The sequence below is a fragment of the Fictibacillus fluitans genome, assembly GCF_030418125.1.
GTDB lineage: Bacteria > Bacillota > Bacilli > Bacillales > Fictibacillaceae > Fictibacillus_C > Fictibacillus_C fluitans.
This window is the reverse complement of the sequence record NZ_JAUHTR010000008.1, coordinates 124,148-148,503: the sequence shown is the minus strand read 5'-3', so window position 1 is coordinate 148,503 and position 24,356 is coordinate 124,148. Positions and strand designations below refer to the sequence as shown.

The 24,356-nt window shown below is 43.1% G+C and carries 24 protein-coding genes and 1 other annotated feature (1 of these 25 cut by a window edge); of the genes, 19 read left to right on the top strand and 5 right to left on the bottom strand.

The features are described from left to right. Positions 1 to 2: 2 nt before the first annotated feature. Positions 3 to 926: an ArsR/SmtB family transcription factor gene (locus QYB97_RS15725; protein ID WP_301166954.1), complete on the bottom strand. Its 924-nt coding sequence runs from the start codon at positions 924 to 926 to the stop codon at positions 3 to 5. 361 nt (positions 927 to 1,287) lie between these two features. Here QYB97_RS15725 and QYB97_RS15720 point away from each other — a divergent pair, with 361 nt between their 5' ends. The 5 genes from QYB97_RS15720 to QYB97_RS15700 all read left to right on the top strand — a co-directional run bounded on the left by QYB97_RS15720 (position 1,288) and on the right by QYB97_RS15700 (position 6,624). Next, complete coding sequence (locus tag QYB97_RS15720) at positions 1,288 to 2,556, top strand: extracellular solute-binding protein (protein WP_301166953.1); 1,269 nt, start codon at positions 1,288 to 1,290, stop codon at positions 2,554 to 2,556. Between the two features lie 164 nt (positions 2,557 to 2,720). Then, positions 2,721 to 3,566, top strand: a complete 846-nt coding sequence (locus tag QYB97_RS15715) for a carbohydrate ABC transporter permease (RefSeq protein ID WP_301167068.1) — start codon at positions 2,721 to 2,723, stop codon at positions 3,564 to 3,566. A 13-nt stretch (positions 3,567 to 3,579) separates the two neighbouring features. Next, a complete protein-coding gene (locus QYB97_RS15710; RefSeq protein WP_301166952.1) occupies positions 3,580 to 4,416 on the top strand; it encodes a carbohydrate ABC transporter permease in 837 nt (278 codons plus the stop codon). Positions 4,417 to 4,428: 12 nt separating this feature from the next. After that, positions 4,429 to 4,845, top strand: a complete 417-nt coding sequence (locus QYB97_RS15705; RefSeq protein WP_301166951.1) for a hypothetical protein — start codon at positions 4,429 to 4,431, stop codon at positions 4,843 to 4,845. 21 nt (positions 4,846 to 4,866) lie between these two features. Further along, positions 4,867 to 6,624 (top strand): glycoside hydrolase family 2 protein, encoded by a 1,758-nt coding sequence (locus tag QYB97_RS15700; RefSeq protein WP_301166950.1) that lies wholly within the window; start codon positions 4,867 to 4,869, stop codon positions 6,622 to 6,624. Between the two features lie 38 nt (positions 6,625 to 6,662). On the opposite strand, the gene QYB97_RS15695 is transcribed toward QYB97_RS15700, so the two are convergent. Then, complete coding sequence (locus QYB97_RS15695) at positions 6,663 to 7,286, bottom strand: LysE family translocator (protein ID WP_301166949.1); 624 nt, start codon at positions 7,284 to 7,286, stop codon at positions 6,663 to 6,665. Between the two features lie 177 nt (positions 7,287 to 7,463). Here QYB97_RS15695 and QYB97_RS15690 point away from each other — a divergent pair, with 177 nt between their 5' ends. The 4 genes from QYB97_RS15690 (at position 7,464) to QYB97_RS15675 (ending at position 11,543) form a co-directional block, all read left to right on the top strand. Next, on the top strand, positions 7,464 to 9,881 hold the full coding sequence (locus tag QYB97_RS15690) for an SH3 domain-containing protein (RefSeq protein WP_301166948.1): 2,418 nt from the start codon (positions 7,464 to 7,466) through the stop codon (positions 9,879 to 9,881). Positions 9,882 to 9,985: 104 nt separating this feature from the next. Then, positions 9,986 to 10,384 (top strand): YybH family protein, encoded by a 399-nt coding sequence (locus QYB97_RS15685; RefSeq protein ID WP_301166947.1) that lies wholly within the window; start codon positions 9,986 to 9,988, stop codon positions 10,382 to 10,384. Next, a complete protein-coding gene (locus QYB97_RS15680) occupies positions 10,381 to 10,932 on the top strand; it encodes a GNAT family N-acetyltransferase (RefSeq protein ID WP_301166946.1) in 552 nt (183 codons plus the stop codon). Before QYB97_RS15685 ends, QYB97_RS15680 begins: the two co-directional genes overlap by 4 nt. Before the next feature lie 11 nt (positions 10,933 to 10,943). Next, positions 10,944 to 11,543 (top strand): GNAT family N-acetyltransferase, encoded by a 600-nt coding sequence (locus QYB97_RS15675; RefSeq protein WP_301166945.1) that lies wholly within the window; start codon positions 10,944 to 10,946, stop codon positions 11,541 to 11,543. 15 nt (positions 11,544 to 11,558) lie between these two features. On the opposite strand, the gene QYB97_RS15670 is transcribed toward QYB97_RS15675, so the two are convergent. Beyond that, complete coding sequence (locus QYB97_RS15670; protein ID WP_301166944.1) at positions 11,559 to 11,993, bottom strand: VOC family protein; 435 nt, start codon at positions 11,991 to 11,993, stop codon at positions 11,559 to 11,561. Positions 11,994 to 12,179: 186 nt separating this feature from the next. On the opposite strand from QYB97_RS15670, the gene ddlA reads away from it, so the two are divergent. After that, entirely contained in the window at positions 12,180 to 13,274 is a 1,095-nt protein-coding gene (ddlA, locus tag QYB97_RS15665; RefSeq protein ID WP_301166943.1) for a D-alanine--D-alanine ligase, read from the top strand. Between the two features lie 57 nt (positions 13,275 to 13,331). Here the strand turns inward: ddlA and QYB97_RS15660 are convergent, their stop codons facing one another. Then, positions 13,332 to 13,790, bottom strand: a complete 459-nt coding sequence (locus QYB97_RS15660; RefSeq protein ID WP_301166942.1) for a GNAT family N-acetyltransferase — start codon at positions 13,788 to 13,790, stop codon at positions 13,332 to 13,334. Between the two features lie 189 nt (positions 13,791 to 13,979). On the opposite strand from QYB97_RS15660, the gene QYB97_RS15655 reads away from it, so the two are divergent. The 9 genes from QYB97_RS15655 to QYB97_RS15615 all read left to right on the top strand — a co-directional run bounded on the left by QYB97_RS15655 (position 13,980) and on the right by QYB97_RS15615 (position 22,664). Then, on the top strand, positions 13,980 to 14,966 hold the full coding sequence (locus tag QYB97_RS15655; protein ID WP_301166941.1) for an acrylyl-CoA reductase family protein: 987 nt from the start codon (positions 13,980 to 13,982) through the stop codon (positions 14,964 to 14,966). A gap of 239 nt (positions 14,967 to 15,205) precedes the next feature. Further along, positions 15,206 to 15,601, top strand: coding sequence for a group-specific protein (locus tag QYB97_RS15650; RefSeq protein WP_301166940.1), 396 nt, complete (start codon positions 15,206 to 15,208; stop codon positions 15,599 to 15,601). Positions 15,602 to 15,878: 277 nt separating this feature from the next. Beyond that, a complete protein-coding gene (locus tag QYB97_RS15645) occupies positions 15,879 to 17,036 on the top strand; it encodes an iron-containing alcohol dehydrogenase (RefSeq protein ID WP_301166939.1) in 1,158 nt (385 codons plus the stop codon). 102 nt (positions 17,037 to 17,138) lie between these two features. Continuing rightward, positions 17,139 to 17,951 carry an ABC transporter ATP-binding protein gene (locus QYB97_RS15640; RefSeq protein WP_301166938.1) on the top strand — a complete coding sequence of 271 codons (813 nt, stop codon included), beginning with the start codon at positions 17,139 to 17,141 and terminating at the stop codon, positions 17,949 to 17,951. Continuing rightward, on the top strand, positions 17,948 to 18,301 hold the full coding sequence (locus QYB97_RS15635) for a VOC family protein (protein WP_301166937.1): 354 nt from the start codon (positions 17,948 to 17,950) through the stop codon (positions 18,299 to 18,301). The genes QYB97_RS15640 and QYB97_RS15635 overlap by 4 nt, the downstream gene beginning before the upstream one ends. Before the next feature lie 368 nt (positions 18,302 to 18,669). After that, the gene (locus QYB97_RS15630; RefSeq protein ID WP_301166936.1) at positions 18,670 to 20,190 is read left to right on the top strand and encodes an MFS transporter; all 1,521 of its coding nucleotides are present in this window, start codon (positions 18,670 to 18,672) and stop codon (positions 20,188 to 20,190) included. A 20-nt stretch (positions 20,191 to 20,210) separates the two neighbouring features. Next, a complete protein-coding gene (locus tag QYB97_RS15625) occupies positions 20,211 to 20,666 on the top strand; it encodes a GNAT family N-acetyltransferase (protein WP_301167067.1) in 456 nt (151 codons plus the stop codon). 212 nt (positions 20,667 to 20,878) lie between these two features. Further along, positions 20,879 to 21,340 carry a hypothetical protein gene (locus QYB97_RS15620; protein WP_301166935.1) on the top strand — a complete coding sequence of 154 codons (462 nt, stop codon included), beginning with the start codon at positions 20,879 to 20,881 and terminating at the stop codon, positions 21,338 to 21,340. A 331-nt stretch (positions 21,341 to 21,671) separates the two neighbouring features. Next, positions 21,672 to 22,664: a hypothetical protein gene (locus tag QYB97_RS15615; protein WP_301166934.1), complete on the top strand. Its 993-nt coding sequence runs from the start codon at positions 21,672 to 21,674 to the stop codon at positions 22,662 to 22,664. Positions 22,665 to 22,724: 60 nt separating this feature from the next. On the opposite strand, the gene QYB97_RS15610 is transcribed toward QYB97_RS15615, so the two are convergent. Further along, positions 22,725 to 24,089 carry an amino acid permease gene (locus QYB97_RS15610; RefSeq protein WP_301166933.1) on the bottom strand — a complete coding sequence of 455 codons (1,365 nt, stop codon included), beginning with the start codon at positions 24,087 to 24,089 and terminating at the stop codon, positions 22,725 to 22,727. Between the two features lie 77 nt (positions 24,090 to 24,166). Beyond that, positions 24,167 to 24,356 (bottom strand) — a binding site (T-box leader); it runs 43 nt beyond the window's last position.

Sequence of the window (24,356 nt, the reverse complement as noted above, 5' to 3'; positions counted from 1 at the left end):
ATTCAAGAATATAAAATCCTCATCAAGATATCCTGCGGGTAATCCCCCAGCATGTTACCAAACAGGTTGATTCCGCCAATGTGGGCAGCGTCCGATTTAATACCCACTCTGAAGTTCAAATACTTTTGCTTGTCCACAAGAACGTCCTTTAGCGTCACATCCGATACCCGCACTTCGTCAAGATAACTTCCTTCCCAATTGATTTTCCACGTTTTCAGGAGTCCGTACTGGGTGTGGCCGTCGGTAGGAAACCAGACCGGATTCAGCTTTCCTTTTCGTTCCCCGAAGTCCCCCGGACAGGTCCAGGTACAAATTTCCTTGTTGTTTACCCAGATGGTGATATCCGATGGCCACTCATGGTTGTATTGGGGAGCTTCCGAACAGAGTTCCATGGAAAATTGCACCGATTGAATGTTTGCTTTTGGCGGCAGTTGCAACGGAAACCGGTAGTCCACATACCCTTTTCGAAACCAGATCAACTGGGAATTCACGCGCTCGGGGTGATAAAACAGTTCCGGCTCATCAAAAGGATCAAGCACACCGTTTGTTGTAATGATGCCGCAGGTAGGCGAAATATCCGAATCGGTATAATGGCCGATTGGCATCTCCAGCTCATAGACATTTTCCTTGATCTCGTAATTGTAGTTCATCCTCAGATCCATATGAATATCATCGAATACTCGTGAGCATACCTTCATGGTTCCTCTGGTTGCCGGGAGCACTTCTGTATAAATAATTCCCGCTTTTTCCAAGACACGGACGTTTAAGGCAATAGTGGAAACTGCCAGATTCAGTTCTTCGGCAATTTCATTCACGTTCATTTTCTTTTGATTTAATAATTTTAGAATATCAATTCGCACTTTGGATGAAAGTGCATGAGCCACCTTGATCAGTGTATCGGATTCGTCAATGGTTAATTCAAGCAATGTAAAGCAACCCCTATCTGTTTGGTTATGAACACGTTCACTTATGGGTCAATCATAAAATATAAACACGATTGTACAAAGACAATTTTAGGGTTTGAACAATAAATCCCCAATTAAAAAAGATATTGACTTATCAAAAGGAAAGGTTTATCTTAACAATTAATACAGATATTATGTTTCAAACAGTATATTTGTATTAATCAAAAGCATGAAAACTAACAGGATCTGCAGCTAAGACGAGCACTATAAATTATCGGAATATTAGGAAAAAGGAGGTTCTTACAAGGAGTAATTGAGAAGCTGTTTTTTTAGTATGTCACTTATGTAAGCGCTTTAATAAAACAGATAAGGGGAGATCAATATGAATAAGAAGGTAAGAGTAATCGTCAGCGGTTTCGTTTTACTTGTTTTACTGCTTTCCTTAGGAGCGTGCAGCTCAAAGTCATCATCAGGTTCAGCCGGTGGGAAGAACGAAATTGTCTTCTGGAACCCGTTCACTGGTCCTGACGGAAAAAACATGAAGATGATGGTCGATGCCTACAATAAGACCAATCCAAAGTATAAAGTAAAAAATATTTCGCTGGCAGAAGGCGATATGTATGCCAAAATCCCCACGGTTGTTAACTCCAAGAGAAACATTCCTGATTTAAATATTGTCCATGCAGAACGGATCAAGCAATTCGTAGACAAGGACATGCTGGTTCCGATGGATGATTACCTTTCCAAGTATCCTGATATTAAAGCGGAAAATTATATTAAATCAGGCTGGGATATCGGAAGCCTGAATAATAAGCGATACAGCGTTCCGTTGGATGTACATAGCTTTGTCATGTACTACAACAAGGATTTGGTGAAAAAATACGCACCAAACGCCTTGGACGACAACATTGTAACCTACGATGAGATCAAGGCAGCAGGAGCCAAAGCGAAAAAGGATAAAATCATTGCCATGCCGGTTACCTGGATGAAGCCAACCTTCCTTTCGGTGTACAGCCAAATGGGCGGCAGCATCACAAGCGATGGCACCAAGCCGACACTGGATACGGATAAAGCAGCTGATACGCTTAAGCTGTACAATGATCTGGTCAAATCAGGCATTACCAATAAAGACGGCCAGGATGCCGGCCAAACCTTTAAGTCTGGAAAAGCCATTTTTTACGCAGAAGGCATCTGGATGCAGAATGACGTGAAATCCGCCAAGAATTTGAACTGGGGCATGACCAACTTTCCTCAGCTCAGTGATGACAAGAACAAGATGGTGAACTGGAGCTCTTCCCACCAGTTTGTACTTTTGAAAAATCCGGAACGCGACAAAAAGAAAACAGAGGGAATTATGAAGTTCATTGACTGGGTGAAGGACAATTCACTTCCATGGGCAGAAGCGGGACAAAACCCTGCTGCATTGGCAACCCTTGATAACCCTGACTATCAAAAGATGCCGCAATCATTCCTTGTGAAGGATGCGACCGAACAGAAGTCTCTGAAAATCTTCGACTACAAATACAACGGCTATGTCTCTGAACAGCTCGATAAGATTGGCAATGATACGGTCTTTGGAAAACTCGACATTCATAAAGCGTTGAAAAGTGCGCAAAAAACAGTAGAAGACAAGATTGCCCAGGACAAGTAACCGGCCGGTCTCCAGGAGGGGGCACAGGGGAGTATCTCTAGTGCCCTCTACTAAATGAGAACAGGAGAGAAAATATGGATGTAAAACTATCAGAAAACAAGAGAGTCGATGTGCTGTCACCTGTCAGTCTGAAACCGCGCCGAAAAGGATTCAATGTGATGCCGATGGTTTTCATCGGGCCGCACATGCTGCTGTTTGCCCTATTCTTTTTGATTCCGATCTTTTTTGGCGTATATATATCGTTTACGAATTGGGACCTGATCAACACGCCGGAGTTTGTTGGGCTGCAAAACTACAAAGAGATTCTTTTTAACAAGGAATCCACCTTTTACGCCCAGCTTCATACGGGGCTTGGTAATACGTTCAAGTTTGTAGTCTTTACTGTCCCGGCATGTATCATCATTCCGTTGATGCTGGCAGCGGCGCTGCATGTAAAGCCAAAAGGAAGCAAGCTGTTTCAAGCAATCTTTTATCTGCCTGTCTTGTTTTCCATTTCGGCGGTCATGATCATCTGGTCGATGATGTTTAACGTTTCGTTTGGTCCCATCAATCATTATTTTTCTTCTGCGCCAAACTGGCTGGGCACACAGCCGTATGCGTGGGTTGCGCTCGTGGTGGTAACCGTATGGTGGGGAATCGGAGGAAACATGATCATCTATCAGGCGGCATTGAACGGTGTATCAAAAGATTATTATGAAGCGGCTTCGCTCGATGGAGCAGGCAGAATCCAGAAGTTTTTTCACATCACCTTGCCAAGCATCAAGAACCAGCTTCTGTTTACTGTGGTCATCACAACGATTGCCCAATTTAACATTTACGGACAGGCGCTCATGCTGACAAAGGGGGGACCTTCGAGTTCAACAACGGTACTTCTTATGTACATCCAGCAGAATGCGTTTGGATCCGGCCAATCGATTGCCGGCATTGGCTCGGCGATGGCGGTCATTCTCGGGCTCTGCATCATGGCAGTCTCAATCATTCAATTCTTCTTGTTGAGAGAAAAGAAGTAGGAGGCGGAACAGCTTGAAAAAATTAAACATCTCCACCCTTATTTCCTTTGTATTTTTGCTGTGCATGACGTTGATTTGGATTTTTCCTCTGGCATGGGCCTTTCTTTCATCCTTTAAAGACGAGGTCGATATCCAAACGTTTGGCTTCAGCATGCTTCCCGTACATTGGGTCATTACTAACTATCAGGACCTTCTATTTGATAATTCAAGTACACCCGTCGCCAAGTGGTTCATGAATTCGATGATCATTTCCGTGACGCAGACCGTTCTCGTTCTTGTGGTCGTTTCCATGGCAGCCTACGGCTATACCCGGCTGCGGTTTAAAGGCAGGGACTGGCTGTTCTCCTTCCTGCTGGCATCCATGATGTTCCCGGCGGTTGTGAACTTGATTCCGCTTTATAAAATCATTGATACCCTTGGATGGGTTAACACCTATTGGGCGGCCATTGTGCCTGGAGCGGCAGCAGTATTTAACGTTTTTCTCGTCCGGCAGTTCATGATCGGCATCCCGTTGGAGCTCGATGAATCAGCCCGGATCGACGGCGCGAATGATTTCCAGATTTACACGAAGGTGACCCTGCCGCTCATTAAACCGGTTCTGACGGTAGTTGCGCTGTTTACTTTTACGAGTTCCTGGAACGACTTTTTGTGGCCGTCCATCGTGTTCAACGATATTGACCGGATGCCGATCACACCGGGCTTGCAGCTGCTGCAGGGAATGTATGTCACCGATATCGGGCATGCCATGTCAGCCGCTCTTATCGCCATCGTTCCGACCTTTATTTTGTATCTCTTCACACAGCGTTATTTCCTGCAGTCCATGTCACTCACATCCGGTGTAAAAGGATAGGAGGGAATCGCTATGAACCGAAAACTCGAACGGAAGCTCGTCGCTATTGGGTCCATCTGGCAGATTTTCTCGGGTCTGCTTACCATTTTTGCATATGGATCCTATATCAAATCAAAGGGCAGCAGCATCCAAGACACAAGCTTTGCGCAAATGAAAGCCATGCAGTCATTATTCGGAAGTCTATATAGCTTTACTGTCACCTTTGGCATGTTTTTCGTGATCTTGGGCATCTTCAATCTCTATCTGGTCCGGTCCCTGAAGGATGACGTAGTGGAGGTCAGACGCTCGGTCTGGTTTCTCGTGCTCGGTGTCTCTTCCTACTTTCTGATGGATTTTATCGGTGCGGTCCTTTTTCTCTCCGCTGGAATACTGGCACTTGCAAAAAACAAAACCATTTCGAGGCTGCATGTCACCTCCAAACCCTATTAATCAATCAAGGAGCTGTTATTAATGGAAGCAACGGTAAGAAAAGAATATCCTCGCCCTCAATTCCAACGAAATGACTGGCTGAATCTGAATGGAGAATGGAACTTTCAATTTGACCATCAGAATGCGGGTGAAAAAGAAGAATGGTACAAGAAAACCGATCTTAACCAGAAAATTATTGTGCCTTTTACATATGAAACGAAGGCGAGCGGCATTCATGAGGAAACGTTTTGTCCATATGTCTGGTACCAAAAGTCAGTTACCGTGCCAAGGGAATTTACAGGCCAGCGCGTCATCCTTCATTTTCAGGGTGCCGACTATGTGACAAAGGTATGGGTGAACGGTATGTTTGCCGGTGAGCATAAGGGAGGATATACAGCCTTTTCCTTCGACATCACGAACTATATTAATGATGAAGAAAGAGAAAACAATCTGGTAGTGAAAATCGAAGACAGTCTGAGTGAGCATCAGCCTCGTGGAAAGCAGCGGTGGATCGATAAAAATTTCGGCTGCTGGTATGTACAAACCACAGGAATCTGGCAAACCGTCTGGCTCGAATTCTTGCATAAAACCCATATCCGGGACGTTAAAATGACGCCGGATCTGGATGCCGACTCTGTGGAGTTCGAGTACAAGCTGGTTGATGTCGCCCGGCAGCAAAATGTTACCTTGAAAACAGCAATTACCTTTGATGGTAAGCCGGTAACGGAGTTCAGCCTGAATGCGGATCGGGAGCAGGCCAGGATGAAGGTAAATCTCGCCAGTGAAATCCATGAATGGAAAGTGATGCATTGGAGTCCGCAGCATCCGCATCTGTATGACGTGGAATTCACTCTCTATAATGGGGATGAGGAGCTTGACCGGGTGCAGTCCTATTTCGGTATGCGAAAGGTATCCATTCAAAACGGAAATGTTTTATTAAATAACGTTCCGATTTATCAAAAGCTGCTTCTGGATCAGGGATATTGGGATGAATCCCATTTAACGCCGCCGTCAGAGGAAGCCATCATTCTGGATATCGAAAAAACGCTGGAAATGGGCTTCAATGGTGTACGGAAACACATGAAGGTGGAAGACCAGCGCTTTCTTTATTGGGCCGACAAAAAGGGCTTGCTTGTTTGGTCGGAAATGGCGGCCGCTTATGCTTTCTCTGACGATGCAGTTCAGAATTTTACAGAAGAATGGCTTGAGGTGGTCCGGCAGCAGTACAATCATCCGAGCATTATTACGTGGACTCCGTTCAATGAATCATGGGGTGTAAAGAACATTCTTACCAATGAAAAGCAGCAGAAGTTTACCGAAGGCATCTATCATCTCACGAAAGCGATCGACAGCATGCGGCCGGTCATTGTGAATGATGGCTGGGAGCATACGGTGTCAGACATCATTACCCTTCATGATTATGTGGAATACGGAGACGAGTTTCTTAACCGTTATCAGGATAAGGAAAAGGTGGTGGGAAATGAGATTGCCTTTAACAAATCCAAGCATGCCATGGCCCAGGGGTATGAATATAAGGGGCAGCCAATCATTATCAGCGAGTACGGCGGGATCGCGTTTACATCCGAAGAAGGCTGGGGCTATGGTGACCAGGTGAAAAGCGAAAACGAGTTCCTTGACCGCTATGCTTCAATTACAAAGGCCATCATGAGCCTGGATTATGTATGCGGGTTCTGTTACACCCAGACCACGGATGTACAGCAGGAAGTGAACGGGCTGCTGACAGAAGACCGAAAGCCAAAAGTGGACTTAGCCAGGATTAACGAGATTAATAGACGCTGAAAAAATGCACCTCCTATATAATCAGGGGGTGCATTTTCTCATCTTTGGCTAAACGCAATTTTAAGACCAATCAGTGTAAACAAACTGCCTTGAATAAAGTTGATTTTACCGGACACTCTTGGATTCTTGCGTAAAAAGCTTCCGGCCTTTTCTGCAAAAATACTGAACAATGTAAAGAGCAGCAATGCCTGAAGCAGGAATAGAATCCCGTATGTGAGCATTTGCAGAGAGACATGTCCGCTTTTGTAATTTACAAACTGCGGCAGAAAGGCCAGAAAAAACAGGGATACCTTAGGGTTTAGCACGTTCATAATAATGCCCCGTTTATAAAGTGCAGAATAATTCAATGTATCGCCGCTGGCAAGATTAATCTGGCTGTCTTTTTCCCGGAACGACTTATAGGCCAGAAATAATAGATAGGCTGCTCCCGCATATTTGATGATCGAGAATATAATCGCAGATTGATAGATGACGGCGGATAAACCCACGGTGACTGCAGTGATATGAACGATGAGACCGGTGCAAAGGCCGAGAGATGTGCTGATGCCGGCTTTTTTGCCTTTCGCTATGCTTTGGGCCAAAACGAACAGATTATCAGGCCCGGGCATAATGGTCAGCACGATGGCCGCTGCCAGAAATGAAAGTATGGATACAGCTTCCATTGGAATTCCCCCCCAACTAAATTTTCACTAGTGTACCATAAAAATAAATAATTTCTATGGTGAATTTCACTATTATTCTTGTGTTTTTGGTTAAACCTCTGCTGAAACTTTCCGATATGAAGGAGAGAGTCGGATATTATCGTCTGATTCAAGACTACACAGGCAGAGGAGAATGAAATGAAGAAATTAGTCATCCCGGGTTTTTATTTTGCTGTGCTTTCTACCGCAGCCTTATATCAGTCAATTGGAGCGGATTCCGCATCAGCACAAGAACTTAAGAGGAAGGTGGTGAATGTGGGGTCGGGTTCAAGCCTTAACATTCGCAAAAGCGCTGACACCAATTCTCCCATCATTGGAAAGCTGGTTAAAGATGTACAGGTAACCGTTTATTCTGAATCAGAAGGTTGGTCCAAGCTTAAGGCAGGAAACAGGTACGGCTATGTCAGCTCCAAATTTCTGATTTCCCCGGCTGCTGTTGCCAGGAAAGTAACTACCACCACCAAGTACGTTTTGGTGAGTGAAGGTTCTTTGAATTTACGTCAGCGCGCATCCACAGGTGCGTCTGTCATAGCCAAATTGGCAAAAGGGACACAAGTGACGGTTTATTCCGATTCGGGTGGCTGGGCCAAGATTAAGGCAAACGGCAAGAATGGCTATGTAAGCTCAAAGTATCTATCATCATCCAAACCAACGAACATAGTTTCAAAGGGATCAACAAGCAAACCTGAAACCGTTTCTTCCACTAAAACCACAACCAAATACGTGAAAGTAAAAGGGGCATTGAATCTGCGTAAAGCCGCTACGACCAGCTCGACTGTCATTAAAACACTTAAAGACAGGGTGGAAGTGACGGTTTTTTCAGAGTCCAACGGCTGGGCGAAAGTCAAAGCTTCCGGAAGCATCGGATATGTGAGTACGAAATATCTCACTGCAGCCAAGCCTGGTCAAACAACAAAACCGGCACCGGCACCTGAACCAAAGACGACGTTGAAATATGTAAAAGTAGATGGCGCATTAAACGTAAGAAAAGCGGCCACGACTCATTCAGCAGTTATTCAGATACTGAAAAATGGTGAAGAAGTGACCGTTTATTCGGAATCCAGTGGCTGGGCCAAGGTGAAAACCGGCAGCACTACAGGTTACGTGAGCACAAAATACCTTGTTGCAGCCAAGCCTGGAAGTACTCCAAAACCGACACCAGCTACACCACCTGAAACGAAAACCATGACAAAGTATGTTGAGGTAAAGGGTGCCCTGAATTTGCGTAAAGAGGCAACAACGAAATCAGCAGTCATCAGAACATTGAGCAGCGGAACAAAAGTGACCGTTTATTCGGAGTACAACGGCTGGGCGAAGGTGAAAGCCGGAAGCAGCACAGGCTACGTGGCGATAAAATACCTCACCACCACCAAGCCGCAAAATACAACGACACCTTCTCCTGCTCCAAAGCCTTCCGAGCCTGAACCGATCGTTCGGTTTGTGGCTGTGGACGCTTCTTCAATGCTGAATGTGAGATCAGGTCCCGGAACAACATATTCAATCATTGCTAAGCTGGCAAAGAATACAGCCGTTACGATCCTTTCCCAATCAGGCACCTGGTCCAAAATCTCGGCCAACGGCAAGACAGGCTATGTCAGTACTTCCTATTTGAAGGAAAAGTCAGCTTCTCCTGAGGGTATCTTGATTTCTAAAACCAGACAGAAATATAATCTTACCCTCGATGAAATGGTGAAGCTTCAGATGAGTGCTTCACCACAAACAAACCAAAAATACAAAGGGTATATCCGTGAGGACGCTATCCGGATGACAAGCTCGATTTATGGTACGGTGCTTGGAGATTGGAACATTCGCGGAGGAGTGGGCGCAGATTATTGGAAAATCACGACGGTCAGAAGGGGAGAGCAGCTGAAAATTCTGTCGAGTGTGAAAGGTTCGGATGGCCATATCTGGTATCAGGTGGAAATCAAGGATACGTGGGTCAATGCCAGTCCTGAGGACGTGAAGTATTATCTCGATCCCAGCAACTTTAAGAACGATCCTGTGAAATCCTATCAATTTGTGAAACTATCGCAGACCGCCAACCTTAATGCGGCTGAAGTCAACGAGCGTATTCTTTCCGGCAAAGGCATTCTGGAAGGAAGAGCTTCTTCTTTTATTAAAGCAGGCAACCTATACGGAGTGAACGATATTTATTTGATTTCCCATTCTTTGCTTGAAACAGGGAATGGCACGTCACAGCTGGCCAGAGGCATCCAATATAGGGGAAGAACCGTGTATAACATTTACGGAATCGGGGCTAATGACGGCAATGCTGTTCAAAACGGGGCAGCCTACGCGTATAATGCGGGCTGGTTCACCCTGGAAGACGCGATTGTCGGCGGGGCACGCTTCATCTCTATGGGCTACATCAACAAAAAGCAGGATACCATTTATAAAATGCGATGGAATCCATTGGCTGCCGAAGCACTTGGCTACCCATCACACCAATACGCCACAGATATTGGATGGGCCTCCAAGCAGGTAAGCCAGATTCATAACCTGTACAGCTTGTTGAACAACTACAGCATTCATTTGGAGATCCCGGTTTATAAATAAAATGTGAGGCGAATCGCAAATGCGATGCCTCTTTTTTTATATAGATTTTCCTTCTGATCAAGGAATATAATGGATGTTACTATAGGAAGTCAGGAGGAAAGGATATGGAGCATGAATTAAAAGGAATCATAAGAAAGTGTGATCTTGCCATCAAACAGGAGGATTTCGATACCCTTATGAATTACTATACAGAGGATGCGGTCCTAGTGGTCAAACCGGGAATGGTGGCCAAGGGAAAAACTGAAATCAGAAAAGCCTTCATCGCCATTGCTGCTTATTTCAAAAACAGCATTGAACCCAAACAGGGTGAGATGGTGATCATGGAAGCAGGAGACACTGCGCTCGTTCTTTCCCAAACATTGCTTGCCTCGGATAAAGAAGAAACCACTTATTCCATGGAACGGAAGGCAACCTATGTATCTCGGAAAAACGCAGAAGGTGAATGGCTGTGTGCGGTTGATAATTCGTATGGAACTGAGTTGATTGGAACAGATAAGATATGAAGATTACGGCAAAGGAATTTTCGGTCCGGGGGCTGAACTTCATCATCCGGTCCGCTGAGGAATACGATGCGAAGAATTTATCTGAAGTTCGGGTGCAAATCGATGGCGAGACCGAGAACATGGACCGGGAACAAGGCGAAGGGTACATTGACGAGGCTGGTTTCCGGTCAATCATACAGGAAGATTCGAAAGCTTCCAATCACTTGTTTTTGGTGGCTGAAGTTGAAGGAAGAATCGCGGGTTTCTCCAGATGTGAAGGAAGTTCTTTACGGCGGCTTTCTCATAAAGTTGAGTTCGGTGTATGTGTGTTGAAAGCGTTCTGGGGATACGGAATCGGTAAGCGTCTCCTTCAAAAATCGATTGAATGGGCTGAATTACAGGACATCAAAAAAATATCACTTGCCGTTTTGGAGAAGAACGATAACGCCATAGCACTTTATGAGAATTTGGGGTTTGAAACAGAAGGGGTCCTGAAATACGATAGGCGCTTATCTGATGGAAACTATTACAATACGATTCTGATGGGGAAACTATTAAATCAGTTATAGGGGGGGATAGAGTGAACATTTCAATGCAAGAACTGGCAGGAGAGCATGTTCGGATTATACCCATGGACAAAAGCCATATCAAAGGCTTGTTTGAGGCAGGTAACCATAAACAAATTTGGACCCATTTATCTAAGGAGATTCAGACACTAGAGGAAATGGAAGCCTTAGTTGAAGAAGCCTTGGCAAATAAAGAACATGGAACCGAATTTCCTTTTGTTATTACACTTCGCGAAAATGATAGAATTATTGGTTCCACACGGTTTCTTGGAATTTCTCCGAGACATAAAGGGTTAGAGATTGGATCGACATGGTTAACCCCCTCGGTATGGAGAACTCCAGTTAACACAGAATGTAAATATTTATTATTAAAGTATTGCTTTGAAATACTAAACATAATACGTGTTCAATTTAAAACCGATGACCAAAATATCCGCTCGCAAAAAGCCATCGAACGAATAGGCGGGGTGAAGGAAGGGGTATTAAGGAACCATATGATACGGAAAGACGGGACATTTCGTCATTCGGTATTTTTCAGCGTAATAGAAAGTGAATGGCCATCGGTAAAAACCAGACTCGAATCATATTTACAGCGTGATACAAAAGCCACTTAATGGTAAGAGTGGCTTTTACTTGAGTCTCTCTGCCAGTTCTAAAATAATTCCTTCTGGTCCCTGTACAAAACATAACTTATAAATGTCTTTATAGTGCTGAATTTCACCAGCAGTTGCTGTGTCTTTCTTTTTCAATTTGGCAACAATACCTTCAATGTCTTCAACCACGAATGCAATATGAGTAATACCCAACGTGGTTAAAGTTGGCTGGATCCCTTTTTCGGCTGACGGGGAATGAAACTTTATCAATTCCAGCTTTGTCTCGCCGTCTGGCGTCCCGAACATAACAACGGTCTCTTTAACATCAGTAAGCCCAATGATCCGATCGACCCAGTCGCCTTCCACTTCGGACTCCCCCAGCATTTCAAGTCCTATATCGAGAAAAAACGTTTTGGCTGCTTCCAGATCACTTACGACGACACCCACATGGTCCATTCTCTGGAACTTCATATCCACCATCTCCTTTATTTTTTCGCTTTACAAGATTCTTAAAAGAGTTCTTTTCAACTTTTACTAATCCTCCTTTTTTCAGAACGCGGTTATATAAAAGAAGTGGGGAACGAATTTTTTTAACATGAATCAAATAAAATGACGATGATATATACTGAGGTAAGATTCCCGACAGGCGGTGTTTGAATGGATAAGAAAAAGGTTGGATTGATTTTTGGCGGAAAGTCGGCAGAACATGAAGTTTCCTTACAGTCGGCGAAAAATGTGCTCGAAGCGATCAATCAAGATAAATATGAAGTCACATTAATCGGTATTGATAAGGAAGGTAGATGGCATTTAAATAATGCTTCTCAATTTCTGCTTAACGCAGACGACGCAAAGTTAATTGAGCTGAATAAAACCAATGATGGAATTGCGGTTGTTCCCGGGGAAAGCGAAAATCAGTTGCTGAGTTTAAATTCAACGAAAGGTTTAAGCCAGCTTGATGTTGTTTTTCCTATCCTTCACGGAACTCTAGGTGAAGACGGAAGCATTCAGGGAATGCTCAGGATGGCGAACATTCCTTTTGTCGGCTCAAACATTCTTGGCTCTGCGGTATGTATGGATAAGGATATAGCGAAGCGGCTCCTGAAAGATGCGGGATTAAAGGTAGCCAAGTCACATACCTATACCCGCGCTACGAAAAACAAAATAAGCTTTGAAACAGTAGTTAAGGATTTAGGATTACCGCTATTTATCAAGCCCGCAAACCAAGGCTCTTCAGTGGGGGTCAGTAAAGTGCAGTCACAAGAGGAATTTACGCGGGCGGTGGAAGAGGCCTTTAACTTTGATCATAAGATATTAATTGAAGAAGGAATCAATGGTAGAGAAATCGAGTGCTCGGTACTCGGCAATGAAGATCCTATCGCCTCTGTACCTGGAGAAATTGTTTCCAACGGAGAGTTCTATTCGTATGAGGCTAAATATATCGATGAGAACGGGGCGGTATTGGAAATCCCGGCAAAGCTGAGCGAACCGTTAACAGCCAAGATCCAGGAGACAGCCATCCAAGCCTTTCAGGCATTAAACTGTGAAGGATTCGCCCGGGTGGATTTCTTCGTGAATGAGAAGGACATCATCATTAATGAAGTGAACACGATCCCCGGTTTCACGAAAATCAGCATGTATCCGAAGCTATGGGAGATAAGCGGCATTTCGTACAGTGAGCTTATCGACAAATTGATCGCCCTGGCGATTGAAAGACACGAAAGAGATATGCTGCTAAAGAATTCTGTGAACTAAGTGTTTTCATTACTTTAAAAATAGCCCCTCAAGGATGAGAAGGGCTATTTTTTATTCCTATTTTATGTCTTTTGCCATTAAAATGTCTGTTTCTATGTATCCTAATTTTTCATATAATCCTCGTGCGGGTTTGTTATGGCCAAAGACGTGAAGTCCTATATTAATTATTCCTAAGTTTTTTGCAACCTCTTCTATTTCTATCATGGCCTTTTTGCCATAACCACGGCCTTGATAGCCTTCATAGATATTTATGTCATAGATAAATCCTTTATTCGGTGATACTTTAGCAAGCCAGATCATACCCACTTCTTGTTCCTCGTCCCGGATAATGAATAGCTTCTGATTAACGGTCTTCTCTCCATCTGGTAAAAGTCCTTCGAATTCTAGAGTCGCTTTACTAATGGCTTCCCGCTCACCCCAGTTACCAGCTTTTACATGTTCATCTGCATAGTTTTTAATCGCATAACTAAGATATTTCTGAAACTCATCTGATTTCATTTCTTCTAATTTAACCATGTTTGCCCCCTAGTTAATTATAAGAATTTTGAACTAACCTGCTTTACTATCCGGATGTATATACAGTATAGCAAATGCATTTTGCAAAAAAACAAAAACAAACACATCCATGGGTTACTTACGGTCCCTATCAGGGGAATACGACAGATATGAAGGAGTTGCTCTCAACTACAGAAGGGGGACGATGAAATGGAATCTTTTCGAGCGATGGTGTTAGATAAGGTAGATAACCAAACAAAGCTGGAAGTTCAGCAATTGCATCTGGAGGACCTTCCAGAAGGTGAAGTAACCATCAGGGTGGCTTATTCAAGCGTTAACTATAAGGACGGTGCGGTTGCCCTGCAGCAGCAGTTTGTTGAATCCTACCCATTGGTTCCTGGTATCGATCTGGCCGGTACAGTGATTCATTCAAAGGATGATCGGTTTAAAGAAGGAGATGAAGTCATTGTCACCAGCTATCAGTTAGGTACTGGCCGCCATGGCGGATTTAGTGAGATCGCACGCGTGCCGTCAAAATGGGTGGTGCCTCTGCCAAAAGGATTGACGTTAAGAGAGTCCATGATCCTTGGCACCGCAGGCTTTACTGCTGCATTATCGGTTCAGCGGCTTGAGGATAATGATCTGGAGCCCCACGACGGACCTGTTTTGGTAGCAGGTGCGACAGGTGGAGTGGGAAGCATTGCAGTGAACATACTGGCAAACAGGGGATACGAAGTAACCGCAAGTACAGGAAAACGAAAAGAAGAGAAGTATCTAAAAGGGTTAGGGGCAAAACGAGTCATTAACCGTGATGACATTATCGATCATGATCCAACGCCCATTCGTGATGAAAAATGGGCGGGAGCTGTTGATCCTGTAGGAGGAAAAACCCTGCAGTATATAGTAACAACCTTGAAATACGGCGCATCAGTGGCAACTTGTGGATTAACAGGCGGGATTGAAGTGAATACAACCGTTGTCCCGTATATCTCAAGAGGAATTAACTGGCTCGGCATTGATTCTGTTGAATGCCCGATGTCCAGACGATTGAAGGTTTGGGAACGCCTCGGTGATGACTTCAAACCGACTTCACTAGACAAAGACATGGTGAATGAAATTTCATTAGAAGAACTTCCTGACGTGCTGCAGGACATCTTAGATGGTAAGGTACGTGGAAGAACGCTTGTGAAGCTCTAAGATTCTTCGGGAAATTAAATAGGGGATGTGTAATTATATAAAGTGAATCAAAATGCAGAGAGCTAAATGAGTTATAAAAAATATGATTAAAGCTATAAAGGCATTGGACTAAAATCCAATACCTTATATTTTTGTGCGGTAAAATATGTAATGTAAAGATAAAATGCAGTCACAGGACAACACTGATAATATAATTTAAGTTATTAGCTAAAGCAGAGGTTTGAGAGAGGACGAGGGAAGTGAAATTTTATATAGCTTCAAGTTTCAAAAATATAGAACAAGTCCGTCAGGTAAGTAAACAATTACAAAAGAAGGGTTATATACATACATACGATTGGACACTTCAAAAAGCTTCAACACTCGAACACCTAAAGCTGCTTGGGCAATCAGAGAAAACTGCGGTGGAAGAATCTGATTTAATCGTTATTTTATTACCCGCAGGAAAAAGCAGCCACATTGAATTAGGTATAGCTTTAGGGCTTGGTAAAAGGGTAATTCTCTATTCATCTGATAATGAAATCAATAACTTATTTACAACCAGTACATTTTATCATCTACCCATGGTTGAGCAATTTATAGGCTCATTAGAGGGATTGATTGATTTTTTGACAAAAGAAATCATATATGAAAAGTAATTCAAATGGCAATCTAATTGAAGTAGATTGTCCAAGCTGTGCCTTACGAGCGGTATAGTTGTTCCAGATGGTGGTGTAGTCCTTAACAGAGTATTTCCATGCTCATCAGTCGTTTAAATATTTACATAATTCTATAAATAATCTCTACAAGTCTTGATAGGGGTATTAGTTAAGATTATAATAAATAAAAATCTTAGTTTGTTTATTGGGTAAATTTTCTTTTGGCAAGAGGAATGAGGTTGGAGTAGTTGACCACTATACAATAAGCGAGGTTATTATGGACTTTAATTTTCAGGTACCAACAAGGGTTCGAACCGAGAGGGGATTGGCTAAAAAGATCGGTGAATTTTTTCAGTTATTGGGATATCAAAAGGTATTTCTTGTAACGGATAAGGGCGTGAGGAATGCTGGAATTCTACAAGCGATAGAAAGTTCATTACATGAATCTTCCATTTTATTTGAAGTCTATGATGAAGTTATAGCTAATCCAAGTTGCGCAAATGTTATGGTAGGTGTAAAAAAATTAAAGGATTTTGATCCGGATAGTGTATTAGCAGTGGGCGGCGGAAGCAGCATAGACGCAGCAAAAGGTATTGCTGTTATGGCAAAAAACTCAGGCGAGATTATTGATTACGAGGGTGTTGGAAAGATACCACATGAGGGACTTCCCCTTATAGCTGTGCCGACCACTTCAGGAACAGGAAGTGAAGTCACTTCCTCAACAATTGTTACTACAAATAGTCATTTTAAAGCGGCTATAATCAGTCCGTTCCTTTATCCCAAATATGCAATTCTTGATGCAGAAATTACTGTTGGTTTACCAATGGAGATAACTGCTGCAACCGGAATGGATGCATTAACGCATGCCATTGAATCATATACTTCTAAAACTTCAAATCCTGCTAGTGCAGCTTTAGCCATTTATGCCATTGGAATGATTAAAGACAATATTGAGAAGGCTTATTTTGTTGGCACGGATATTGAAAGCAGGGAAAATATGCTGGTAGCTTCAATGCTTGCAGGAGCTGCTTTTTCTCAGTCGCGCTTAGGAAATGTACATGCTATTTCACATACTTTCAGCGGTGTATTTAATGTGCCTCATGGAATCGCTAATGCTACATTATTGCCATTTGTAATGAAATTCAATTTACCGGCATGTCCTGAAAAAATGGCGGACATTGCAAAGGCGTTAGGTGAAAAGACCGATGGGATGCCTGTTAAGGAAGCAGCTGAATTAGCCATTCAGGCAATTATTAAATTAAATGATGCATTAAATATACCGTCCAATATAAAAGATCTTAACGTATCTTTAGATGAACTGCCAAAACTGGTTGAAGACTCAATGAGAAGTGGAAATGTATTAATAAATCCACGGTTAACCAGCAGCAAAGATATAGAAGAAATAATTGAAAACGCTTATAATGGAATTCTTTAATGTCTAGTTTTCAAGGCGAACCTTATCATGCAGAGGTTCGTTTTTGTATTCGTTTAGGATCAAGGAGAAGCATAGTCTAAATACATATTGAGGTGAAATGTCGTGGAGAAAGTGATTAGCTTTGAAGATGTATCATGGAGAAGAGATGGACAAAATATATTAAGTGAGATTAACTGGGAAGTAAAAGAAAATGAACATTGGGCCATTCTGGGGTTAAACGGTTCTGGAAAAACGTCCTTATTAAATATTGTTACGGGCTATCATTTTTCAACAACGGGAAAGGTTACTGTCCTGGGAAATGAATTCGGCAAGACCAACCTGCCTAACCTGCGAAAGAAAATTGGATATGTAAGCAGTTCTTTGGAAAAGTTTTCACAGTTATTAGAACAGGAAACAGTGGAAGAAGTTGTGGTGAGTGGCAAATTCGCTTCCTTTGGGATATATGAAGAAGTTACGGAAGAAGACTGGGGAAAAGCTGATTCGTTACTAACCGCCCTTCGCTTGGATTATTTAAATGGGAAGACATTCAATAAATTATCGCAAGGAGAAAAACGAAGAGTACTCATTGCCCGTGCGTTAATGTGTGATCCACAAATTCTCATCCTCGATGAACCGTGTACCGGATTAGATGTGTATTCTCGTGAAGAAGTACTGGGGTTGATGAATGACATCGTCAAAAAGAATTGCCATTTGCTTTATGTGACTCACCATATTGAAGAGATCTCAGATGTCATCACACATGTCTTATTGCTTAAAGATGGACAAATTGTTGCATCAGGACTCAAGCGGAAAGTACTAACAAGTGAATCATTATCAGAAGCGTATAAAATGCCGGTTAACGTTCATTGGGAGGAAGACCGTCCCTGGCTTACGATACATAAATCTTTAGTAGGAATAGGCAGGAACGCCAGATGAAATTAGGGAACATTATGATATTTGTTTCAGATATTACAAAAGCAAAATGGTTTTATGCAAATCTACTAAATATACCTTTAATCGTGGAGAAGGAAAATCAACTGATTTTTCAGTTAGAAGGTACACAACTCGTTGCATTTAAGTGCGAAAAGAATGGACAGGTGGGAGATTACTCCAACGAGGCTAGAACAGTCTTAGTGTTTGAAGTAGATTCTATTAAGGAAAAGTTTGATGCAATGAAGGCAAAGGGTATTCAATTTTTACACGAAAAACCTACGGAAGCTCGTTATGCAGCTTTTGTAGATCCCTTTGGGAATGTTTTTGAGATTGCCGAACCTTCAGTCATCTAAAAAAGAACTCTTAACATCACTTTAACGACTATTAATGAAACAATGAGAAAATGGCCTGAGGGAAACCCCCAGCCATTTTTTTGTGTCAAATTCTTTAATAAGTGAGGGGATGAATGACTCACTTAAGTAAGTTTTTGTTAATAGCACCGCGAGAATAGGAATGGTTGTTTATTTCTACCATCCTCCTATGTCAATCAAAGGAGGATGGTAGAAGAAAATTTAGAAAGAGTTGTCCAGTACTTTTCCTCTGTACATATACCTTACAAGGAACAAATGCAATTATGAAGAAATACATAGTAAGGACAAAGTTTTATTTGAAGTTTCAACATCGCTCCTAAATTGAATGGTATTCAGGGAGAAAAGGACTTGTGGTTATTTGGTTTTTTATTAATTTAAAGTCGGGTTTTGAGGTGATGACGATGAGGAATGAGAAAAGGGAGCTTGCTTATGTTACTAATGGGGATTCACCTGATCCTATGCGCTGGTGGGCCTTGGCGGTCGTTTGTTTAGCCACTTTTATGACGATGCTGGATTCATTCATTGTAAATGTAGCAGCACCGACTATTAGCACTGATCTTCATGCTGATCCGGCTGAAATTCAATTCATTATCGCCGGATACACAATTGCTTACGGAATTTTTTTAGTAACTGGGGGCAGGTTAGGAGACATATTTGGAGCAAAACGATTATTTATCATAGGAATGCTTGGCTTTACAATCGCCTCAGTATTATGCGGTATCTCTATAACACCTTTTATGCTGATTGGAAGCCGCATCATTCAGGGGATAACTGCATCTCTCATGGTGCCCCAAGTATTAGCGTACATCCAGAACAGTTTTCAGGAGGATGAAAGAAAAACAGCCATGTCGACTTATGGTGCGGTTATTGGAATATCAACAATCGTTGGACAAGTGGCAGGAGGACTGCTGCTAAAGCTTAATCTGTTTCAATTAGGATGGAGAATGATATTTCTGATTAACGTTCCAATCGGAGTGCTTGCTCTGATTGGAGCTGTATATCTGATTCGATCTCAGTCCTCTGCAAAGGAAAAATACCTCGATTTAGGAGGTGTAGCTCTTTTAGGAAGCGCATTGTTGTTCTTCCTTATTCCTATTATAAGTGAACATGATTTGAATTGGCCGGTAAAGAAGTATATTTATCTGGTACTATCATTTGCTCTGTTTGTTAGCTTTTTATTGTATGAAAAAAAATTAGGAAGGAAAAGCAGTGGAATGCCTTTAGTGCAGTTCAGGCTTTTTAAGAATAAAGCTTTTTCAGTGGGTCTGCTTATTGTTTTTTCATTTTTCAGCGGAAACGCAGCCACGTTTTTTATCATGGCTTTTTATCTTCAGGAGGAACTGGGGTTTACTGCATTACAGGCTGCATATTCCTACACCCCTCTTGGTATTGGCTTCCTCATAGGGTCTTTTATAGTCCCTAAGATGATTGATAAATGGAAATTACACACTCTTCGCCTTGGGGCTGGACTTATGGTTATTGGAGTAGGGATGTTAATGGCGACTTTTTATTATTTTCAAGAAAATTTGGTCTGGCAGCATCTCATCATTGCAATGGGCATTTCCGGTATCGGACAGGGGCTGGTTGCTACGCCATTGGTGAGTACAATCCTTAAGCATACTGAAGCCAAAGAAGCTGGCACCGCATCAGGGGTACTCAGTACGGTCACAGTTATTGCACAGGCGATAGGTGTCAGTATAATTGGAAGCATTTACTTTGCGCTTAAGGGTATGGGGCATTCCCTGGATCGATCAGCTCATAGCTTTCAACTCTCTTTAATTTTTATATTGGGTTTGGCTTTGGCTGTAGGCCTTTTACTATTTTTTATGCCGGAAAAAAATGATAAGAAGAAGGTAAGTGAAAAAGTTTAAAGCAAGAGGGGTGATTAATGGTGAAAATCAGGAAACTCAACAGGAATGAAAAGGTTCCAATGGCATTGTTATTATTGGCCGATCCTTCAAGAGAAATCGTGGAGGCATATGTCAATAGAGGTGAATGTTATGTTGTGGAAAGTGAGGAGCAGCTGATAGGGGTGTATGTGCTGCTTCCAACAAGGCCTGAAACGGTAGAGCTGGTAAATATGGCTGTCGCTGAAAGTCAGCAGGGGAGAGGTTTTGGGAAACAATTAGTGATCCACGCAATTAGCACGGCTAAATTAGAAGGCTATAAAACGATTGAGATTGGTACTGGAAATTCGAGTATTACGCAATTGGCGCTCTACCAGAAATGCGGCTTCAGGATGGTTGGTGTTGATCGGGACTTTTTCATCAGGCACTATACGGAAGAGATTTTTGAGAACGGAATACAATGCAGGGATATGATTCGATTAGCTCAAGATTTAAATTAAATGATTCAGAAGACAGTCAGTCATTTACTTACGTTGAGAATTACGGGTAAAGGGAAATTAAAATTACAGGAGGGTTAGGATGAATGACATCGTTAACCTGCTGTTTAATGTTGGGATTGTGATCTTTCTGCTTTTTTCATTTGTTATTTTTAATAGTTTTAAAAATAGAAAGTAATTTTTGAAACGACGAATGAATAGATGGTGATGCGGAGATGAAAAGAGGACCTAATCTATTTATAATCTGTCTAGTGGTTGTAGCTGGTATTTATGTTGGTGTGGGCCGGAATCTTTCCAACCATCCACAGGCACTGCAAAATGAGACCAGTACAACGGTTGCAACTGACAGTGAATTACCTGACATGAATAACACCAAGGCTGAAGATGCAATAAAAAAAGAATTTGATTCACATATGTTTGATGATGTTGGAAATACTTTCAAAACGGGTCCGGACAGTTATATTGCAGCAACAGGCGCTGTTGTAAATGACAGGGAAAAGCTGTTCATTATTCAGGCCGAAGCGGGCGATGAAAAAAAAGCGGCCAGTTTCTTTGATTTTGCTCTTGGTTATTTTAATAACACCAAGCTAAAGCCCAAGTATCGTGTGGACACCGTAGTCCTCGTGGATTACGATTTTAATGTAGAAAAGCAAATGGATACACGTTTTAAGCAATAGGAAACTCTTGGGTGAAACTATAATTAACTCAAAAACTGTCCTTAATTTAGGATGGTTTTTTTATGATGTGTCCGGCTTGGCCATGATGCTGCAATTTAATCATGAAAGAAATGATATAAGAATTTTTAAAAATTAAAAGGGAATCTGTGGAAACTATCTAATAATTGTTGGAAAGGAGTAAGATTACTAATCGAATAAAAATTAGTGGTTAAAGATCGGTGGGGTGATACGTATATTAACAAAGGAAACAAACAGGAGGGATTACTTTGGATAGGTCATTTTCCTGTAAAGCTCTAAATGAAAAAAAGGCATTGTTACTGGGGGCAATGACATGGTAATAAGGGGAAAGCTGACAACTTCGCGATGGTTGAAGATGCGCAGGATTTGCGGTTATGGGGCTGCACTGGCTGTGACACCGTATTTGCTGATTAAAATTGTCTGGTCTTTGGGCCTCTTGCTTCCGACAGAGCAAATGGGTGATGCCAGTTGGCGCATGATCAATGCAACTACCGCGGTTCTTGCTGCGGTTGGCATCCTGCTGGCAATGGCCTTTTGCAGACCGTGGGGTGAGAAGCTGCCAGCGTGGTTGGTGGCTCTACCCGTGTGGGCAGGCACCGGTCTTCTTATTCCCTTGCTTTTGCTGACACCGGTTCTTGGTCCTGCCGCGATTACCCGAGATAAGCAAGCGGGTGCTGCAGAATTCTGGGTCTATGAGCAGCTCTTTGTCATGATCTCTTTGGTTGGAGTCGGTATTCTCCTGCCTATTGCTCTGGCGGGGTACGTCAAAGCAAGGTGGCCCGAGGCGCTAACTGGTCCGATTGACTATGGAGAACTGCATGGAGACAACCGTCAGCTGCAAGTAAAGCTGGGTAAGCTCGTCGCTGCAGGGAGCTTTTTGCTCGGTGCTCTCAAGCTATACTGGGCAGTGGGCGGCACCATCGGAATCGATCCGGCTCTGTTGGATAACCGCGATGTGTGGTGGCACTTGTTGACGTTAAGTATGGGCGCATGGTCTTTAGCGGGTGCTTGGAGTTTGCTTATGCTGACCACTCGCCGGGGATCACTTGGGTTTCTCCTTCCCATGGCGGTAACTTGGATTTCTTCAGGAATGTTGTTTTCTTACAACACCTACGACCTGTTGACTGGGATTCATTCCAATGCACGGCCTGCTCCAGAGTACCCGCTGGCACGTGTGCTCACCATGGAGTCTGGAATCGTGTTAGGTGTGACAATGGCGATTATCATTTTGCTGGTCCTCCACGACCGCCGGAGGGCGCTGATGAATAATGGAATGGTAACGGGAGAGGCAGAGAGCTTTAAGTGATGGCGATAGTAGAAACGTTAACAGCAAAAACGTCCCCAGCCGAGGACGTTTTTTGCTGAACTAAGCCCCAATACGCTGTACGGATGTGAGGGTATCTCTTCGTATGACATAGGTCAGGGAAATCAATAGGTAAATCCCGAGTGTCACACCTGTAATAATAAGAGACGTTGTCATGATGATGCCGACCAGGATGGCCAGAAGGGCGATAATTGCCACCCATGTTGTATACGGAAACCATTTTACATAATAGCCGGAAAGCTGTTCTTTCCCACTGCGCGACTTCAGGTGGGCAAAGGCGATGATCAGCCAGATGAACAGCACTGTATAACCGAGCGACCCCATTAAATAGGTGAAGGTGCTGCTGCCGGCAAAAATGGAAAGCAATACACCAGCATACAGGGAGGCCGTGCACATCAGGATGGAATAGACAGGCACCTTTTTCGAAGATAGCTGAGCAAAAATCTTAGGCACCCGTCCGTCAACGGCCTGAGTAAAGAGAACACGGGAGGAACCATAAAGCCCTGAGTTCATCGAGGAAATGATCGCAAGCAGGATGACGGCATTCATCACATGGTCGGCTCCCGGGATTCCGATCAATTGAAACACCATAACAAACGGGCTTTCATTCACTCCGTTAACCTTATCCCATGGAATCAACCCGACAATGATAAAGAATGGAAAAATGTAAAAGGCGATAATACGCGTCAATGTGCTTCGTACCGCTTTAGGCACGACCTTTTCCGGATTTTTCGTTTCAGCCAAAGTCACACCAATGATCTCTGTTCCGCCATATGAGTAGATGACAACGAGCATAGCGGTGATCAAGCCTGTCGGTCCATTTGGAAAGAATCCGCCGTGTCCGGTTAAGTTGGAGAAGGAAGGGGCGGTGTGATGACCAAAGGATGCGAACAATAATAGAATCCCGGCAACGATAAAGATGACGATGACACTGATCTTGATCAACGCAAGCCAGTATTCAGTTTCTGCGAAGATCTTAACCGATAACAAGTTGATGACTGTAACGGCGACTGAAACCATGAGAGCGAGTACCCAGATCGGTGTTTCTGAAAACCAATATTGGAGGAAAATCGCGGCAACGACCGCTTCAGCGGCAATATTGAGCACCCACATTTTCCAATAGATCCAATCCAGAAAGTAGGCGGGAAATACGCCCAGCACCGACTGGACCAGGTCACGGAACGTACGGGCACTGCTGTTTTGAACCGCCATCTCGGCAAGTCCCTGCATAATGAATAATAGAATAATGCCTCCAATTAAATAGGCCAATACCACAGCGGGTCCAGCCGTATCAATGGCTGCACTGCTGCCCTTAAATAAACCTGCTCCAATGCTGCCGCCCAATGCCATCATCATAATGTGACGTGAGGTCATGGTGCGCCGTAAACTCTTGGTGTGTTTTTCCATCGTTCTTACCTCTCCCTCTGCAATCTGCATCCTAATCAATTAAAAAAGGCTAATCGTCTCTTTTCTCCTGTGATGAGAAAAGAGACGATTAGCCTTGGGCTGACCGCGGTACCACTCTAGTTGATTCCTGAAAAAAGGAACCCTGCTTTTAAAACCTGATAACGAAGGTTAATCGTCAAAACATAAGAAATCATTCTTTCTGTCCTGCTGCTCCCGGGCGAGTTCAAAGGATTCATAGTCTGCGTTTCACCAATCCGCAGCTCTCTG

Excerpts from the sequence above, each read along its gene's own strand:
- QYB97_RS15660 (WP_301166942.1), bottom strand. The coding sequence starts at position 13,790 with ATGGTTAAATTAGAAGAAATGAAATCAGATGAGTTTCAGAAATATCTT.
- QYB97_RS15690 (WP_301166948.1), top strand. The coding sequence starts at position 7,464 with ATGAAGAAATTAGTCATCCCGGGTTTTTATTTTGCTGTGCTTTCTACC.
- ddlA (WP_301166943.1), top strand. The coding sequence starts at position 12,180 with ATGGATAAGAAAAAGGTTGGATTGATTTTTGGCGGAAAGTCGGCAGAA.
- QYB97_RS15695 (WP_301166949.1), bottom strand. The coding sequence starts at position 7,286 with ATGGAAGCTGTATCCATACTTTCATTTCTGGCAGCGGCCATCGTGCTG.
- QYB97_RS15705 (WP_301166951.1), top strand. The coding sequence starts at position 4,429 with ATGAACCGAAAACTCGAACGGAAGCTCGTCGCTATTGGGTCCATCTGG.
- QYB97_RS15700 (WP_301166950.1), top strand. The coding sequence starts at position 4,867 with ATGGAAGCAACGGTAAGAAAAGAATATCCTCGCCCTCAATTCCAACGA.
- QYB97_RS15645 (WP_301166939.1), top strand. The coding sequence starts at position 15,879 with ATGGACTTTAATTTTCAGGTACCAACAAGGGTTCGAACCGAGAGGGGA.
- QYB97_RS15715 (WP_301167068.1), top strand. The coding sequence starts at position 2,721 with ATGGTTTTCATCGGGCCGCACATGCTGCTGTTTGCCCTATTCTTTTTG.
- QYB97_RS15635 (WP_301166937.1), top strand. The coding sequence starts at position 17,948 with ATGAAATTAGGGAACATTATGATATTTGTTTCAGATATTACAAAAGCA.
- QYB97_RS15680 (WP_301166946.1), top strand. The coding sequence starts at position 10,381 with ATGAAGATTACGGCAAAGGAATTTTCGGTCCGGGGGCTGAACTTCATC.
- QYB97_RS15620 (WP_301166935.1), top strand. The coding sequence starts at position 20,879 with ATGAAAAGAGGACCTAATCTATTTATAATCTGTCTAGTGGTTGTAGCT.
- QYB97_RS15655 (WP_301166941.1), top strand. The coding sequence starts at position 13,980 with ATGGAATCTTTTCGAGCGATGGTGTTAGATAAGGTAGATAACCAAACA.
- QYB97_RS15610 (WP_301166933.1), bottom strand. The coding sequence starts at position 24,089 with ATGGAAAAACACACCAAGAGTTTACGGCGCACCATGACCTCACGTCAC.
- QYB97_RS15670 (WP_301166944.1), bottom strand. The coding sequence starts at position 11,993 with ATGAAGTTCCAGAGAATGGACCATGTGGGTGTCGTCGTAAGTGATCTG.
- QYB97_RS15720 (WP_301166953.1), top strand. The coding sequence starts at position 1,288 with ATGAATAAGAAGGTAAGAGTAATCGTCAGCGGTTTCGTTTTACTTGTT.
- QYB97_RS15615 (WP_301166934.1), top strand. The coding sequence starts at position 21,672 with ATGGTAATAAGGGGAAAGCTGACAACTTCGCGATGGTTGAAGATGCGC.
- QYB97_RS15685 (WP_301166947.1), top strand. The coding sequence starts at position 9,986 with ATGGAGCATGAATTAAAAGGAATCATAAGAAAGTGTGATCTTGCCATC.